This window comes from Pseudobutyrivibrio ruminis AD2017, assembly GCF_000424305.1.
Classification (GTDB): domain Bacteria; phylum Bacillota; class Clostridia; order Lachnospirales; family Lachnospiraceae; genus Pseudobutyrivibrio; species Pseudobutyrivibrio ruminis_B.
The window spans coordinates 16,772-33,449 of sequence record NZ_AUJQ01000008.1; the positions used below are offsets into that span (position 1 = coordinate 16,772).

12 protein-coding genes and 1 other RNA gene are annotated in these 16,678 nt (G+C 37.5%); all 13 read right to left on the reverse strand.

Annotated elements, in window-relative coordinates:
• Window positions 1-95 precede the first annotated feature (95 nt).
• Window positions 96-1,085 (reverse strand): peptidylprolyl isomerase, encoded by a 990-nt coding sequence (locus G611_RS0106725; RefSeq protein WP_051195139.1) that lies wholly within the window; start codon window positions 1,083-1,085, stop codon window positions 96-98.
• A gap of 1 nt (window position 1,086) precedes the next feature.
• Window positions 1,087-2,166, reverse strand: coding sequence for an acyltransferase family protein (locus tag G611_RS0106730; protein ID WP_028242968.1), 1,080 nt, complete (start codon window positions 2,164-2,166; stop codon window positions 1,087-1,089).
• 1 nt (window position 2,167) lies between these two features.
• Window positions 2,168-2,422, reverse strand: coding sequence for a hypothetical protein (locus G611_RS0106735; protein WP_028242969.1), 255 nt, complete (start codon window positions 2,420-2,422; stop codon window positions 2,168-2,170).
• Window positions 2,401-6,024: a helicase-exonuclease AddAB subunit AddA gene (addA, locus tag G611_RS0106740; RefSeq protein WP_028242970.1), complete on the reverse strand. Its 3,624-nt coding sequence runs from the start codon at window positions 6,022-6,024 to the stop codon at window positions 2,401-2,403. Before addA ends, G611_RS0106735 begins: the two co-directional genes overlap by 22 nt.
• 1 nt (window position 6,025) lies before the next feature.
• On the reverse strand, window positions 6,026-9,475 hold the full coding sequence (locus G611_RS0106745; protein WP_028242971.1) for a PD-(D/E)XK nuclease family protein: 3,450 nt from the start codon (window positions 9,473-9,475) through the stop codon (window positions 6,026-6,028).
• A gap of 18 nt (window positions 9,476-9,493) precedes the next feature.
• Window positions 9,494-11,044, reverse strand: coding sequence for an amidohydrolase (locus G611_RS0106750; protein WP_028242972.1), 1,551 nt, complete (start codon window positions 11,042-11,044; stop codon window positions 9,494-9,496).
• 14 nt (window positions 11,045-11,058) lie between these two features.
• Window positions 11,059-12,303: a 6-phosphofructokinase gene (locus tag G611_RS0106755; protein ID WP_028242973.1), complete on the reverse strand. Its 1,245-nt coding sequence runs from the start codon at window positions 12,301-12,303 to the stop codon at window positions 11,059-11,061.
• A 30-nt stretch (window positions 12,304-12,333) separates the two neighbouring features.
• On the reverse strand, window positions 12,334-12,594 hold the full coding sequence (locus G611_RS0106760) for a hypothetical protein (protein WP_028242974.1): 261 nt from the start codon (window positions 12,592-12,594) through the stop codon (window positions 12,334-12,336).
• A 33-nt stretch (window positions 12,595-12,627) separates the two neighbouring features.
• Entirely contained in the window at window positions 12,628-13,161 is a 534-nt protein-coding gene (locus G611_RS14200; protein ID WP_051195140.1) for a phosphatase PAP2 family protein, read from the reverse strand.
• Window positions 13,162-13,165: 4 nt separating this feature from the next.
• A complete protein-coding gene (locus G611_RS0106770; RefSeq protein WP_028242975.1) occupies window positions 13,166-13,696 on the reverse strand; it encodes a CarD family transcriptional regulator in 531 nt (176 codons plus the stop codon).
• 204 nt (window positions 13,697-13,900) lie between these two features.
• Window positions 13,901-14,246, reverse strand: an RNA gene (gene rnpB, locus G611_RS15335) — RNase P RNA component class A.
• A 23-nt stretch (window positions 14,247-14,269) separates the two neighbouring features.
• Entirely contained in the window at window positions 14,270-15,934 is a 1,665-nt protein-coding gene (locus G611_RS0106775; protein ID WP_028242976.1) for a nucleoside kinase, read from the reverse strand.
• A gap of 2 nt (window positions 15,935-15,936) precedes the next feature.
• Complete coding sequence (locus G611_RS0106780; protein ID WP_036948529.1) at window positions 15,937-16,653, reverse strand: tRNA (adenine(22)-N(1))-methyltransferase; 717 nt, start codon at window positions 16,651-16,653, stop codon at window positions 15,937-15,939.
• Between the last annotated feature and the right edge of the window lie 25 nt (window positions 16,654-16,678).

A 16,678-nucleotide genomic window follows, 5' to 3' on the forward strand; every position in this document is an offset into this window, starting at 1 on the left:
AACAATTAATTTTTAAATATAGTTTCTTTTTAGTACAAATTGCAAATAATATTTATACTAACTAATAAATTTGCAGTCAAAAAATAATATTCAATCTATTTCAATTTATCATTTAATGTTTCGAAAAATGATGCATTAGTAAGCTCATCAGAGTCCTCTGGAAATTCAATTCCATCCCATAATTTTGTGTTCATATCAGAGAAATATCTTTCCTCTAAATCAGATACAATATCACTTAAAACTTGCTTTCTTCTGTTATCAATAATTACCTCTTTATTGGCTTCAGAAAGCTCTTCGTTATACTTGTCTAAACACTGGAAAAAGTAGTATCCACCATCGGCTTCAATAGCACCTGAAATCTCATCTGTATCCAAGTTAAATACAACATCATCAATTTCTTTTGAATACTCTTCTCTTGCAAATGTTGCCTGGTAATAATCTAATTCTGTATAAGATGATGCAAGTCTTTCAAACGTATATCCGTAGTCAATCATGCTCTGAATTTCTTTGGCTTTTTCTTCGCTTGAAACGAAAAGTACAAATGCTTCCATAACTCTTGCTTCATCTTCTGATACTTCATCATCAACAGAATTCATAAGGTTTTCATATACTTTAGATGCAAGCGCATATCGCATATACATATTAACGATATCTTTCTTGTGTGCTCCAGTAAATGAACGCTCTTTAGAATTCATTGATTTGTAGTAAGTAGCTGCTGCTTCTTCGCAGGCTTTTTTCTCCTGGTCTGTAAGCTCTATTTCGTTTTCATTTGCATAAAGATTTAATACGTAAACTCTTGTTAAATGCTCTAGTGTTAAATCCTTAATAGACCCTGTCATAGTTGAAATATCAAAATCGCTTGACCATAGGTTTACACCATTTACAGAACCATAAATGTTTTTTTCATTTAATAGATATACCAATGCTTCTTTTTTGGAGCACTTCATATCTCCTATTTTAAATACTGTACTTCTTCCGCTGGAGCCTCCGAAATAAACGCTCTTTCCATTAATTTCACAACCTGAAAAGGTAACACAAATGCATATCGTAAATACGATGGCGCATAACCTTTTTAATAACTTCATTTTATCCTCTTCTTTCTTTTACCTTTGAGTAAATAAGGCAAATAATTATGGTACCTATAAATTCTACTATGAATAATTCCCATGTTAACAATGGCGTAAACGGAATCATATGAAGACCCATATATGCATTTACGAATCTAACCAAAACATAGTGAATTAAAAATGCCTGTGGGCTAAGATCTCCAAGCTTTACCATAACAGGATTAGCTACTGCTTTGGTAAGTAAGCCTTCACGCTTTGTAAACACAATAATCCAAGCCAGTGCCATAATTATGTAACCTGTAGACCAGTTTTTGATTGCAAGGATAAATGGGGCATCTGTAGGCTGTCCAAGCCACAACGAAAACCACATTGAAAATGCAAGTAATGCGATTTCGATTATGGTATATACGATAGTGTTGTTAAAAAATGATTTATCCTTAGAAACCATATATATTCTTCCAAGTACACAGCCAGCAAAAAAATCACCCATTCTATATACAGGGAAGCAATACATAAACCATCTGTATCTAACTGATTCGCCACCGAATCTTACGGCAACAGGATATGCCAGCGCAACCTGTAATATCAAAAGAATAATTGCCACCATTACAAGCATAAAAATCTTTTTACCCTTCATCCATCTAAGAATAAATGGAAACATAATGTACAAAAACAATGCCACTGATAAATACCAGGCCACACCATTTAATGCAACGTTAACTGTGCTGTCAGGATACCATGATTGTAATAAAAATATATTTAAAACAATATTTTTTATCATCAGCCTGATGCTATCCATAAGAATGCCACGATTAATATAAATCCATATATCTATCATCACTACTGCAACCATTGTGATGATGTGAAGCACATACAGCTTTTTGATTTTTGAAATAGAAAATTTGAAAGCAGATATTATATCATTTGGCACTTCTCTATCCCAATAAATATATGTCATCAAAAATCCAGACATAGCAAAAAAAATAGATACTCCAAGTCTGGACCATCCCCATGCTATCTTAGCATGCACCATAAATATTCCGATGAATGCCAAAGCTCTCAGGGCCTGCAATGAATTAATTCTATTATTTGATTCCATGCTATCCCTCTACTATAAGGAATCTGCCGTCCTTTAGAGGGAATACTTCTTCACTGGAAAGAATCTCTTCTTCAGTCATTCCTCCGATATCCATGCCATCCTCTAAGTATGCGATTACCTCTTTTTTATTTTTACAAACAGTGGCACAAACATCCTCTAAAAACTCTTCAGCCTCCTCGTAAGATTCAGCAACCTTTTCTGGGAAAAGCTGAAGCTGCTTTTCTAAAAATGTTTCTACTGTAAGCTTGTCGTACATAATGGTATACTCCTTTCTAAAGCAAATGAATAGATAATAACTTCCTTTACCTTAACTCCATAAGAAGCCTCTATTGCATTTTTATATAGCTCTAATTGCCTTTCATATCTTAGCACTAAATCATTGTCAGCGTCTACTCTATCAGTCTTATAATCTAAAAGAACAATTCCATCATCCTCTTCCCAATATACATCGATAATACCCTGAACAAGAATCATTTCATCGGTGGCATCCTCATCATTGAAAAGAGTCTTAGCATCACTGCCAAAGACGAATGGTTTTTCTTTGTAAAGCTTACCATCCTTAGCAGCTAAAGCCATACGCTTTGCACTTTCATCGTTCAAAAACTTCTTAAGCTTAAAAGCATTTATTCTTGTAAATTCATCCTCAGATAATGCCTTAATCTGCTTCATATAAGCTAACTGTTCATCAAAGGATTCTAATAAATCCTCCTTGGAAAAATCAAAGCACTCTAAGAATCTATGCATGGCAGTACCGTATAAAGCACCTGCAGGAATCTTGCTTTCAAGTGAATCAGCACTAGCTTCTGCCTCTCTCATAAACATAGGAATATAGCTTTCCTTTTCATCATAGACAAATGCAGGTGCAGCATCTGCATTAAACGAAAATGCATCCTCCATAGCCTGATGCTTAATTTCTGAAACTGAATATTTGCTCTTGTATTTACTTTCACTGATTCCGTGATAGGTAAATGATAACGTATTTACGATTTCATTATCAGAATCTCCTGCAACAGAATCGATAAGATTACTGATAGCTGCCTTCACCTGCTCCTTTTTAACAGAACGCTCTACCTCGTCTACAAACAATTCCTCGCAATCTATAATTCTGCGCTTATAGTTATAGCCAGATGCATTTAAAGCCCTGATAATAAGCTCTATGCTTGTAGATGCATGAAGCTTTGTATATGTGCTTAGCATTCCTGATTCGCCAGATAAATCTGCTATCTTGTCTATTACTGATTTATCCTTGGTTGGCTTAATAGCAGCTGTAACAATAAGCTTATCCACAGCACGTGTAAGAGCAACATAAAGGATACGAAGATACTCTCCTCTTGCATCTGCATCACTTCTATATTTTGCAACTGAATATGCAGCTGTTTTATAAGAGATTCTTGTATCGGGATTACGATAGTTTAATGCAAGCCCCAGCTTATCGTCATAGGCAAACATGCCTCCATCAGATTTAAATGGTTTGCCACAGCCAGCCAAAAATACTACTGGAAATTCCAATCCCTTACTCTTATGGATAGTCATAATTCTAACAGCTTCATCATTTTCTGATACTGTTTTGGCTAGTCCCAAATCTTCGTCATAGGTCTTAAGTCCATCAATGTAGCTTACAAATCTAGACAGTCCTTTGAAGCTGGTACTCTCAAAGCTAACAGCCTCATCAATAAGCTTGTTCAAATTGGCTGCTGCCATTCTTCCATTTGGCAGTGATTTTGTATAAATTAAATACTTTGTTTCCTCCAATATATGCTCTATGATTTCATGAATTGGCGTATCTATTGCTTCATCTCTGAATCTGTTTAGCAGTTCCAAAAAGTGTGCTATATCTTCATCCTTATCAACCTCGTATTTATCAAGCAGGCACTGATAAAGAGGAATGTTTGGATTAGTTGATCTAATCTTAGCCAGTCTTTCAGATGAAAATGAAAACATGGCTGAATGAAGCACTGCCGCAAGTGGTATATCATTAAATGGATTATCAATAACACTTAGCATAGATAGCACTGTATCTATTTCTTCTCTATCAAAAAATCCTGTTTCTTCAGCAACATATGCTGGAATTCCACTGTCCTTTAATGCGGCGATATATTTATCTGAATGGCCCTTTACGCCTCTAAGCAATATGACAATATCATTAAGACGCATTTTGCGAAGGCTTCGGCCATCATCGCCCTTACAGCTAACCTGGAAATCAGAAGCTAGCAGCTCCTTAATTCTTTTAGCAATAACAAGAGCTTCTAAAGTATCTCCATTATCAATATCTAACTCCTTCATGGAATCAGCGTTTTGAGTAGCGATTAAAACTTCTGCCTCATAGTCTGAAGGCTCACCCTTAAATGTTTTATCTCCAAGCTTAAGAGCCGCCTTTTCGTCGTACTTTACTCCACCAACATCCATCTGCATCAAAGGTGCAAAAACCTGATTGCAGAAATTCAATACCTCGTATCGACTTCTGAAGTTTTTATCTAGGTCGATTCTTATGGATGACTGACTGCTATTTTTATCTATTGGATAATTATAAAGCTTGTTTATAAACAGTGCAGGACTGGCCTGTCTAAAGGCGTAAATAGACTGTTTAACATCTCCTACAGTAAAATAGTTATTACCTGTGCTGATAGCTGTTAGAATCTGCTCCTGAAGCTCATTTGAATCCTGGTACTCATCTACCATTATCTCTTTAAAATGATTTGATAATTCTATTGCCACAGGACGCTTTTCATGTTCAGGGCTTTCTTCATTTCTAAGAATACGAAGAGCCATATGCTCAATATCATTAAAGTCATAAATATTACGCTTTGTTTTTTCATTCCACAAAGCCTTGGAGTATGCTTTTGCAAATTCGATTAAAGCTTTAGCCTGTTTTCCAATATACATAAGGTCATCAAGAATATCCTGGGAGCTTGAAACATAATAGGTAGCAGCTAAATCTTTTACTATGTCTTTATAAGAACCTCTTAATGCCTTAGCTCGCTTTATATCATCCTCGTTTAAGCAGGTACCCTTTGTGCCCCATCTGGTAGAAACATCCACTCCCGAAATGGCAGCATATTTTTCATCATAGGTATCCTTTGAATAGATAGCTTTTATCTGACCTAATTCATAGTTGAAAATTCCTTTTTCCTTAGCATCGCAATCCTCTGGATAAAGGCTTAGCATTCTTTCTATTTTTTCAATAACATCCTTTAATTCCAGGTCTGTCAGCTTCAAAATTTCTGTGATAAGCTCAGATGAATTAAGCTCCTCTAAGGATGAAATATCATATAGCTTTAAGGCGCTGTCATACCATTCATCTGGCCACGCAAAGCTTAACGCCTTAGCGTGTAATTCAAATACCATATCTCTTAAGGTATCTGTTCTTCTTCCGCTGATATAGGCATCTGCAAGATTTTTAAAATCCTCATCCCCCTCTTCAAGCTTTTCCGAAAGCAAATCGGAAAAGATATTATCATTAAGCATTTTCAGCTCGCCAGATGCACCAATTCTAAATGATGGATCCATATCTATTTCATAGAAATAGTTTTTAACCACCCAGCTACAGAAACTATCAATGGTTCTAATATGAGCATTATGAATAAGTGTTGCCTGAGCCCTAAGTCTTCCATCGGCACCATTATTCATAATGGCAGTATCAATAGCTTTTCTGATTCTGTCCTTCATTTCCCCAGCTGCAGCTGTGGTAAAGGTAACAACCAGAATCCTGTCCACATCTATTCCGTTTTTTTCATCTAAAATCTCAGATATGATTCGTTCAACCAGTACGAAGGTCTTACCACTACCTGCGGCAGCACTTACAAGCATGTTTTTGTTTCTTGTATCTCGTACCAGTTTTTGTTCGTCTGTTAATGGCAATTTATTCTTCCTCTAATTTTTCTTTCATCAGTTCTACAACTTCAGAATTATTCTTTGCCTTTTCAAAGCTTCTAACAGTATATCCTGCCTCGTTCTCATTGAAATGACAAACGCTTTTATAATTGCAGTATCTACACGCATCTATGTGTGAACCAAGGCGGGCTGGCGATGGCTCAAAATCGCCTGCAATAATGTGCTTTGCAGTCTCAGCTGCCTGTAACATGGCATAATCGATTACAGTCTGCATCGCACCCTTTTCCACGGCATTAGTATCTCTGTCTGATGGCTCACCATCTGCTTTAATACCATAAGGCACAATAGATGACTTTTTAGTTTGACCAGGCTCCAAACCAACACTTGAATCATTGGCTGCCAAATCTTCAGGGTCATTTGATAAAAGACCTTCCATACGGCTAAGCTTAAGTCGTTCTTCTTCGGTAGCATTTTCTGCAGCCGTAACCTCCAAAAACTTGTTAGCCATTTCATAATAAAGCATGGCTGATGGATGAACTGTTGCATTAGGATATTTATCCTTAAGCTTATCTAGCACAACTCCCATGTAGATTGGAAGCTGCATAGAAAGACCGTGATAGCATTCACTTAAATCAAGCTTATGTCCACTTGATTTATAATCGATAATTCTAACTGCCTTATCATCAGAGTCAGTCAAATCAATTCTATCAACCTTACCCTTTAAGTTAGCTAGAAGTTCTCCGCTGTCCTTATCCTTTATTTCAGTCTTTATAATCTCTTCGAAAAGCTCCGGTTCAAACTGTCCTCTGGATACCTGAGTTGTTATTATCTCAACTGTTCGTCTAAGAGTATCCTTCAGGCTTTCTACTATGTATTTTTGAGTAGGATCTTCTAAGGTTGCAACCTTTCCCATCTGCTCGAAGGTGGTGGAAATGGCAACCTCTATATATTTTTCTCGTTCCTCTTCTGTCACAGATTTAAATGTCTTGCCGTCATTTTTCAGGCTGCTAGAATATCTCTCAATAGCCTCATGACAGAAATTTCCCATATCAATGCTTGAAAGAGCAAATTCCTCTCTCTCATTAAGCTTTAATATGTAGGTTAGGAAGTATTTGTAGCTACATTCGTTGTATAGCTCAAACTTGGAAACAGAGCCTGATATGGTTTCGTCCATATTTATAGCTTCGTTTACTGCAAGCATTACATCATTTGAAAAGCTCTCCTTTTCATGCTCGTAAAATGCCCCATTAAGAAGTAGCTTTAGATTATCCTCATCAGTCAGCTTTGCCCATTCTATTAGATTTGTTAAATCTGTCTCTTCATTATCACTCAAGCTTTCAACGCCAAAGGTTACCGCCTTATTTAAAAGAGCTATCAAATAATCCATTGCGCTCTTTATAGATAGAATTCTGTCCTTAGAATCAAACTCCTCTATCTCCTCAAGCTCCAGCGAAGCAAACATCTTCTTCAACAAATCTACCAGATATGAAGGATTAACACCTTTGCCATCTGCATCAACACGTGGCATTGTTATATATAATCTTTCATTTGGCTTTGTCAGCATTAGATACAGATAGAACCTTTGACGGAAGGCCTTTTGTCTATCAGATGGTGCCAGCTCAAATCCAAGTGACAGAAGCTGCTCACGCTCTAACTGTGACAGAATACCTCCGTTTTCCACCTTCTTTGGAATAGTATCATCTGATGCTCCAATACAAAACAGCACCTTAATATTAGATAATCTGGTTCTTTCAATATCACCCAATATTACGCTATCAGCTGTAGGCGGAATGACACCGATTGAAGCTGCAGAAAGTCCTGCCTCATAGAGATCCTTAAACTCCTCCATGTCCATGGCTTCATCCCCAAGAATACCAACAAGCTTATCCAAAATATCCATTATAACTGGATAAATCTGGCTATATTCCTTGGCCTTTACAGGATTTTCGTTATCCTCATAAAGCTTTCCTCTAGCGTTTATTTTTCCTTCAAAATCAAAGCTTGTGACAAAGCTAAAAAGCGCAACTGCTATAGCTCGTACAGTACTTTTCTTTTCAAGCTTATTATCAAACTCCACAAATGGGTCAATGAATTTTTCACGAATCTCATTTACCCTGATTAAATCCTCATCCTCTTTGAAGCTATTAGAACGGATTGCAAATGGATGAAAGTATTTTTTCTTTCCACGGATTCCTGTTGAAATCAGGTAGTTCTCCAAATAGTCTATTTCGTCAGATGTAAGATCTGTTAATCCTGTACGAAGGAAACGGAATACATCCTCTCTTCTGAAATCCCTTTCAAAAATGTCAAAAAGGGCAGCTATAGCTTCTGACATTGGATGGAACAAAATCTCTGTTTTGGCATCAATGAAATAAGGGATATTGTACTCATCCCAAATTCCCGAAACCAAATATCTATATGAATCCAAATTAGGCGCAACAACAGCTATATCCTTATAATGCATCCCCTGTCGCACCAGCTTATTTATCTGAATTGCAACGTATCGCAATTCATCTCGCATGCTTCGAAGACTAACCAGCTTTATTGAATCAGAGGCTGATTCTTTTCCCTCATACTTGGCCACATTATTTCTGAAAATGTTCTTCTCTAAATGTGTAAGCACAGGATTGATAGAAAGCCAGCCATCCTTTGCCTGGATAAAATCTATTGGATTAATTATTGTATTTACGTTAAGTGCTAATTTGTTAAGCTTAAGAGCAAATTCTGATGACATTTCAAACAAAGCATCTTCACCTTGCTTTGTAAGAATGGCTTCTTCACTATCTGCAGTGATAGTAACTGCCACCTCATCACAGATTTTAAGCATATGCTCCACCAGCTGATATTGGATAGGTGTAAAGCCTGTAAATCCATCAAGCACAACTGTGGAACCATTTACAATTTCAGAATCATCTAAGATTTCATTTAGAGTGGATAAAATAGATTCTGTTGTAACATATTTACCATCTATAAAATCCAAAAAAGCCTCGTACAAAACTAACAAATCCGAGGCTTTTCTTCTGAAGCTTTCTGACATGGCAGGTGTATTTATCATTTCTTTTAGACCATCAACTGTAATGTTATACTGGGTCATTTCGGAAATAAGAGATTTCACCTGAGTTATATAACTAATCTTTGTAATGTTCTGCCTAAGTGTCTTAAGCTCATTTAAATGATTGTCTATGATTCGTCTAATAACAAGGGATTTTCCTGTATCATCCAATACAGCATTTATGCCAGCGCCCAGCTCTTCGAATACACGATAAGCTAATCGATTGAAGGACAATACATCTATGTTCATGATGCATTTGTTAGGATGCATGGACACCAAAAGCTTTTGGGTGGACATGGTGTACTGTTCTGGCACGATAACAAGAAAATTCTTGTCTTTGTGTTTCATAGATTCTTTTATTATTCTTGAATAAAGGGTAGTGGATTTTCCACTACCCGAGCTACCTACTACTATTGATAATGACATTATTACTCCTAAATTGATTTACGACTGAGGGAACATGCCGCGAAGCATTGTAGCCATAGAACCTGTACGTGATCTTTCGTATGGCTTTCCCCTCAGGTATAATTCTGAAACATTAAGCTTCTTTAATTCTTTAACTGGAACCTCGTATGGGTTAGCATCAAGCACTACAATATCGCAGCTCTTTCCCATTTCAAGAGTTCCTCTTTCCTTCTCATCAAATAATGATACAGCTCCATTATATGTTGCCATTCTAAGAGCATCATATACAGAAACAGATTCTTCAGGGTTTGGATTATTGCAGGCATCATGAATCCATTTAATAGGGTCTGGATCTGATGCAGGCGCATCCGAATTAAAGCAGAGCCTAATTCCCATATCTTTCATTGTCTTAAGTGGATTGATGAAATTGTACTGGGTTTCTGAAAGCATACCCCTAATAAAATCATCCACACCCTTAACGTTTGAAAGAAGTGATGGTCTTACAGAAATCATAATATTGTATTTGCTGCAAATCTTAAGGCATCTCTTTGTTGGAAGAGAACCATGAAGAATTATATGTCTGTGGTCATATCTTGGATAATCCTCTAACGCCATTGCTATTGCATTAACAGCCTGTTCAAAGGCTGCATCACCAACAGCATGAAGTGCTATCTGATATCCTGCTCTATTTGCGTTGACGCAGAATTTCTGAACTTCAACATCATCATAATAAGATACGCCACGATGCTTAGCATCAGCATATTCATCAATAAGATATGCATCCTGATTTGCAAATGTACCATCAAGGTTGGCAAATACAACTCTTGTCATATCCTTCTTGGCAATCTTGTCTACGTTAGAGCACTGATATGCTACCTTTATCTGCATTCCATTATCAAGACCTTTAGCAACAGAACGTTCCATATCAAAGTCATAGTCTCTAACGAAACCAAGACCACTGGCTGAACAAATAAGTCCAATACCTCTGCTGGCAAGGAAATCTGCAGTTTCCACCATGGAATCAATAACCTTTTTGGTTGAAAGACCATGTGATACAAATTCTGTCGCAGTAACAAATGCCTCCTGCTTCAATTCACCAGTTTCTGGATTAAAGCCTCTAAGATTCTCAATCCTAGTTTTTACAGCATCGATAAACATTGAGTTACAAACAGCAGAATGAGCATCATGCTTTAAAATGATAGCTGGCTTGTTTGGACAAGCCTTATCCATCTGTTCTCTAAGCAACAAATAACCTTCTGAAACAGAAAATTCAGTGGCGCCAAATCCAACTACTATATTTTCTTTGGTGGTACTTGCATATTCTTCTAGTGCCTCAAGTATCTTTGCATTTGAATCTGTATCACTAATAGGAAACATTCTATGCAAAACAGAGAAGCCTGAATAATGGGCGTGGGTATCTACAAATGCAGGTAAAGCGACACCCGCTCCCAATTCAATAGGCGGAATCATTTCATATTGAGTTGGCAAGGTATTGCCAATATATGCAATTCTACCTTCTCTTTCAACTAAATAATTTGCGATAGTATTATTTTCATCACATGTTATTATTGTTCCATGAAAAACCTGCATTTCATCCCCTCCGATTATTTATTCTTTTTCTGTGGTCTGCAAATATGACGAGGAATTCCATCAACCATGATTGGTGCAACATCGCCCTGAATCAATGGCTTAGCATAAGTAATGAATGCCTCTGTTACATATGTTCCATCATGTGTAATCCAATTTCTTGGAACAAGCTTCTCGTCATTAGCAATCTTATGAACATCCTTAACCTCTGTACCACACTGATATGGATCATCAGAATGACGGATAAGTGTAACCATCTTTCCTGTATCACCTTCATCAGCAGCAAGAACTGCAGCACCACCAACCTGGTATGCCTCCAAAATATCGATACGTGAAGCTAAATGTGAGCCGGCACGCTGTAATGTAGAAAGCTCAATAGCTCTAGTCTTGCAGCCAAGCTCTCTTCCAATGTAGTTGCAAAGATAAGATGCTGTTCCTGTAAGCTGTTTGTGATTGAAGGCATCTACGAATTCTACGTTGCTTCCTAATTCGCATACATATTTGCCGTCCTTTGTATGAATACCTTCAGAAACACAAATAACAACAGAATGCTGCTGCTTTAATAGCTTTTCTACTCTCTCTTTAAATTTTTCAACGTCAAATGGAACCTCTGGCAAGTAGATTAAATCTGGGCCCTCACAATCCTCACCCTTGGCAAGAATGGAAGCACCTGTAAGCCAACCTGCATTACGTCCCATAATTTCAACTATTGTAACAAGTCCTTTATCGTACTCTAAACAATGTCCATCACGAATAATTTCCTTAACAGATGTACCGATATATTTAGCAGCGCTACCATAACCTGGTGTATGGTCTGTAAGTGCTAAATCATTGTCGATAGTCTTAGGACATCCTATAAATCTGATATTTGAACCTGTGATAATTGCATAATCGGAAAGCTTTTTGATGGTGTCCATGGAATCATTTCCACCGATGTAAATTAAAGCTTCGATTTCGAGTTTGTTAAGAATCCCGAAGATTTTCTCGTATGTTTCCATGTCCTCGTGGATTTCTGGAAGTTTAAATCTGCATGAACCTAGATATGCAGCTGGTGTACGTTTCAAAAGCTCAACATCCAAATCGTTCTTGATGTAATCGGAAAGGTCTATATAATCCTCTTCCATAAGGCCTTTAATGCCATGAAGCATACCGTATATCTTTCCTGCCCCACGGTCTTTTGCTGTTCTGATAACTCCCGCTAAAGAAGAGTTAATTGCTGCGGTTGGGCCGCCAGATTGTCCCACAATTACATTTCCAGTCATTTCATAATACCTCCCAATCATTAAAGTTAGTTAGTCTTCTTCAGGTAAATCCCTAAAAAAGCCTGCGATAATATCACATACGCACCAAATACCTCCTCCAATAGTGGATGCGATAAATATCTTAAATATATTGATAATGAGAATACCAGCTGTAAGTGTGCCACCAGTAAAGCCTGTAACCAGCCAATAGACTGGGCGTGCAAACAGCCAATAACCACCAATATACAACCCCAAAACTGTGCCAAGAACGCTAAATAACACAGCTAAAGCCTTCTTTGCATTCTTTTTCATAAAAAAACTCCAAATTGTAAAAGATTATTATACTTAAAATGGTAGCATAAGAAGACCGAAAACGCTACAAAAAATACCGTAACAAATTATAGATATTATAGCTGCGATGGCAAATCCGGCCACAACATCCTTAATAAAGTGAACTCCTCCTATTACCCTGATAACAGCAAGGATAAGTCCTAACAGGCATAAAATGCCACAAATAACTGGAAATACCTGGCCTATAGTAAAGGCCACAATGAAAATAGAGAAAACATGTCTGCTTGGGAAGCTTTTCCCCTTAGTGTCCTTCTTCAATACAGGTGTAAAATCGTACACCTCGTATGGTCTAGGGGAGCTTAAAAGCTTTCTGTACAAGCTTACTATAATGAAAGAAACTCCTGTTACAAGCAGGCTTCGATACAATAATAACCCCTTGTCATTAGGAATTTGCATAAAAGAATACACGAGAAAACCTGCATATAACAAAACAGTTATATAAGTAATGGCCTTGTCCAGCAAATTAAGCACTGTAACAAGACCATTATTATTTTTAATTCGTTCTGAAATTAATCTGTAAGATATCATATAATTAAGCACCTATTAAAAGTGTATCCTGATGAGCCTTGACTGCGTCTTCGAATAGATGCTGTGCATACTGAACATCCTTACCCATGGCAAATGCCATTTCCTCATATAACTTGCGACCTGCAAGATTAAGGATTTTCTCATCCATAGCCATTACTTTCTTACCAGCAGCAATACGATTCCACTTTCTGATAAGAACTGTTTTTACAACGCTAGCCATAGATTCTGGTGTGAACTCAGCCATTACCTCTTTGAATTTGTCCTGAAGAGCTCTTTCATTAGCTCCTTCGATACACTTGATGTCGTCAATGTTGTCAAGAATTCTAGTAAATGTGTCAAGTCCAGCAACAGGACGAAGCCTTACTGTTGAACCAACTATTGGAGTAAATACCTTTGCACCTGCCTTAAATACTGGAGACATGCAATAGTACGTTTTGCGAGAACCTTTGCCCATAAGCTCCATGTCGTCAATATCCTCGATCTGACAAACTCCACTACCCTCATGAACCAAATAATCGCCTACTTGATAATCCATCTTTCACCATCCTTCTAAACCATAACAACAAGTACCTCCATAACTCTATCCCCTTCTTCGAAGTTAATCTAGTTATATTATATCACCTTTTTGGGTTAGAAGAACACAGAAAATTCACATTTGTTAATAATTCCCACCGATTGTGAAAATATAATTATCTTTTTTGTAAATAATGTCCTATATTCAGACAAATTACAATTTATAAAAAAGGGTTAGACTGTGAGCCGGGTTATGTCTTTTAAAGTAGTCATCTATCTAGGACCACTGTCGCCAATGGCCTCAAGCGTTCAACCTGATGCTGGCGGGCCGCGTACGCACCGCTTAGAACTTGCTTCGGATGGGGTTTACATGGCTACCGTTGTTACCAACGATACGGTGGTCTCTTACACCGCCTTTCCACCCTTACTCATATTGCTATGAGCGGTATATTTCTGTTGCACTATCCTTGGAGTTACCTCCACCAGCCGTTAGCTGGCATCCTTGCCCTGTGAAGCCCGGACTTTCCTCTCCCCTACCATTACAGTAAGGCAGCGACTACTCATCTAGCCCCTTATTATCATTACTTATTATATATTACAAAATACAACTTCCTCCTATAAACTCACGCACCAACGAATTGTTAGGAATAACATCTGGTGCCATAGGAATGAAGTAATCTAATAATTTGATTAATCGTTTCGCCTCAGCATACATTGGATGGTCTGGTTCTATAGCGTACAACTGAGGGTCGACATATAATTTTAACACAGCCATCTCATAAATTAAAGCTGTATTAAACAAATAATCTGCTTTTTCTTGGAATGGGAAGATATATTTCTCTTCTCCTCTTCTAACTGAATCCCACATTGCTATGGTTTCAGCAGCAGATGTAGCACGTGTTCTTGAATCACGTACAATTCTTCTAATTAATCTTCCATCTGTAGTAGACAACGGATTGTGCTCATCTATTGAAAGCTGAGTAAGCGCTGACAAGTAAATCTTATATTTACTCTCTGCTGGAAGAGATTCACTCATTTTGTCATTAAGACCATGAATACCTTCAATTACAAGAATGTCGTTTTTGCCAAGCTGCATGTAATGATCGTTGTACTCACGCTTACCTGTCTTAAAGTTGAAGTTAGGTAGCAGTACTCTCTCGCCATTCAAAAGCTTAACCATGCATTCGTTAAAATATGGAACATCAATTCCTTCGATTGATTCGAAGTCTTTCTCACCATATTCATCTATAGGCATCTGGTCCCGATTTAAATAAAAATCATCCAAAGGAACTGGATGTGGTACACAGCCTAATGCTCTAAGCTGCGCTGAAAGCTTGTGCGAAAATGTGGTCTTTCCTGATGAAGAAGGACCTGCCATCATAACAAACTTAACATCCTTTCTATCGGCAATAGTATGAGCTAACTCACCAATGTTTCGCTCCATTATTGCTTCCTGTGATAGAACAATATCTTTTATTCTGCCTTTAGTAATGGCTTCATTTAATTCACCTACAGTGGAAACTCCTAGAGTCTCTCCGAACTTAGATGCTGCCTGCTGAACAGAAAACAACTTCATAGGGCGTGAAAACTCTGCCACCACTCTGGTATCTCCTGTAAGCTTATTTCCATTAGGGAACATAAGCATTACACCATTTTCAAATTTTAATAAATCAAAATAGCCTAAGTAACCTGTAGAAGGAACCATGTAGCCATAAAAGTAATCTTTACATCCGTCCAAATCATAGATGTTAATGTTTGAACTGGTACGGTATTTCAGAAGCTGTTCCTTGTTAACCATGTTAAACTTGTGGAACATCTCTCTGGCTTCGGAAGTTTTAATGGAATACTTCTTAAGAGGAATATCTTCTTTTACAAGACGATGCATTACCTGCTTCAGTTCCTCTATCTTATCTGTCGTTATTTCATCCACACCATCAAAGGTGCAGAAATCGCCCTGTCCAAGCGAATGCTGTACCCTAAGATATGCATGCTTTGGATAAGGATAAACCTCCATTAAAGCTCTCTGTAATAAAAATACAACGCTTCGTCTATACGCTCTTCGTCCATCTTTATCTGCAGTAGTCAGGAATTCAATGCTTGCATCTTCAGAAACGGTTTTGTTAAGCTCTGCAAGATTGCCATTATATTTTGCAAGAACAATATCATCTCTGAAATCCTCCTTGTGGCGCTTTGCAATTTCAAGCAAACTAGTTCCGTCCCCATAAGTCTCTTCTTTACCGTTAATGATTACTTTAGCCATGGCTACTCCTCCATTTCAAGCTCGAGCCTTTCAATGCAGTCAAGAGCATCTTCCAGCTCTTTTATTCTTTTTTGTATAGGTGAATCACTGGCTATATCTTTTTTTGAAACTAATTTTTCTAGAATAGATAAGTATTCATTTTTGTTTTTGTTAAGAAGCGTTTTGAATAAGGTTGGCCTCTTCTTGATAATTATCGGTCCGTATTCAAGCTCTGCATCAGATAAACTGTAATCCAAATCAGGCTCGTAGCAGACCTTAATTATCGGATAGATTTTTCCTTCTTCCATGCATAATGCTTCATCCAAAAACGAAAAATGATTACCCACTAAAAAGGCTCTAAGCCTATCGTATTCTGACTGTGGCTCTAAAATGATTGTCTTAGCGCTTTTGGCCACATCAATTCCCGCATCAAGTATTCTAGTAATAAGTGCGCCACCCATACCACAAATACATATAGTATCTGCTTCAGAAACTGAAAGCTTTTTAAGACCATCAGATAGTCTGAAATCCACACTATCTGAGAGCCCATGCAGGCCAACGTTTTCCTTTGCACTGTTAAGTGGTCCCTTATTGACATCCATTGCGATTGCACGGGTTGCAACATTGCCCTCCAAAAGAGCAATTGTAAGGTATCCATGGTCGCACCCCACATCGCAAATGGTGTCGCATTTTGGTACCATACCATATATAATTTGTAATCTTTCCGATAATTTTATCATTTAATTATGTCGATTCTGTTTTTTA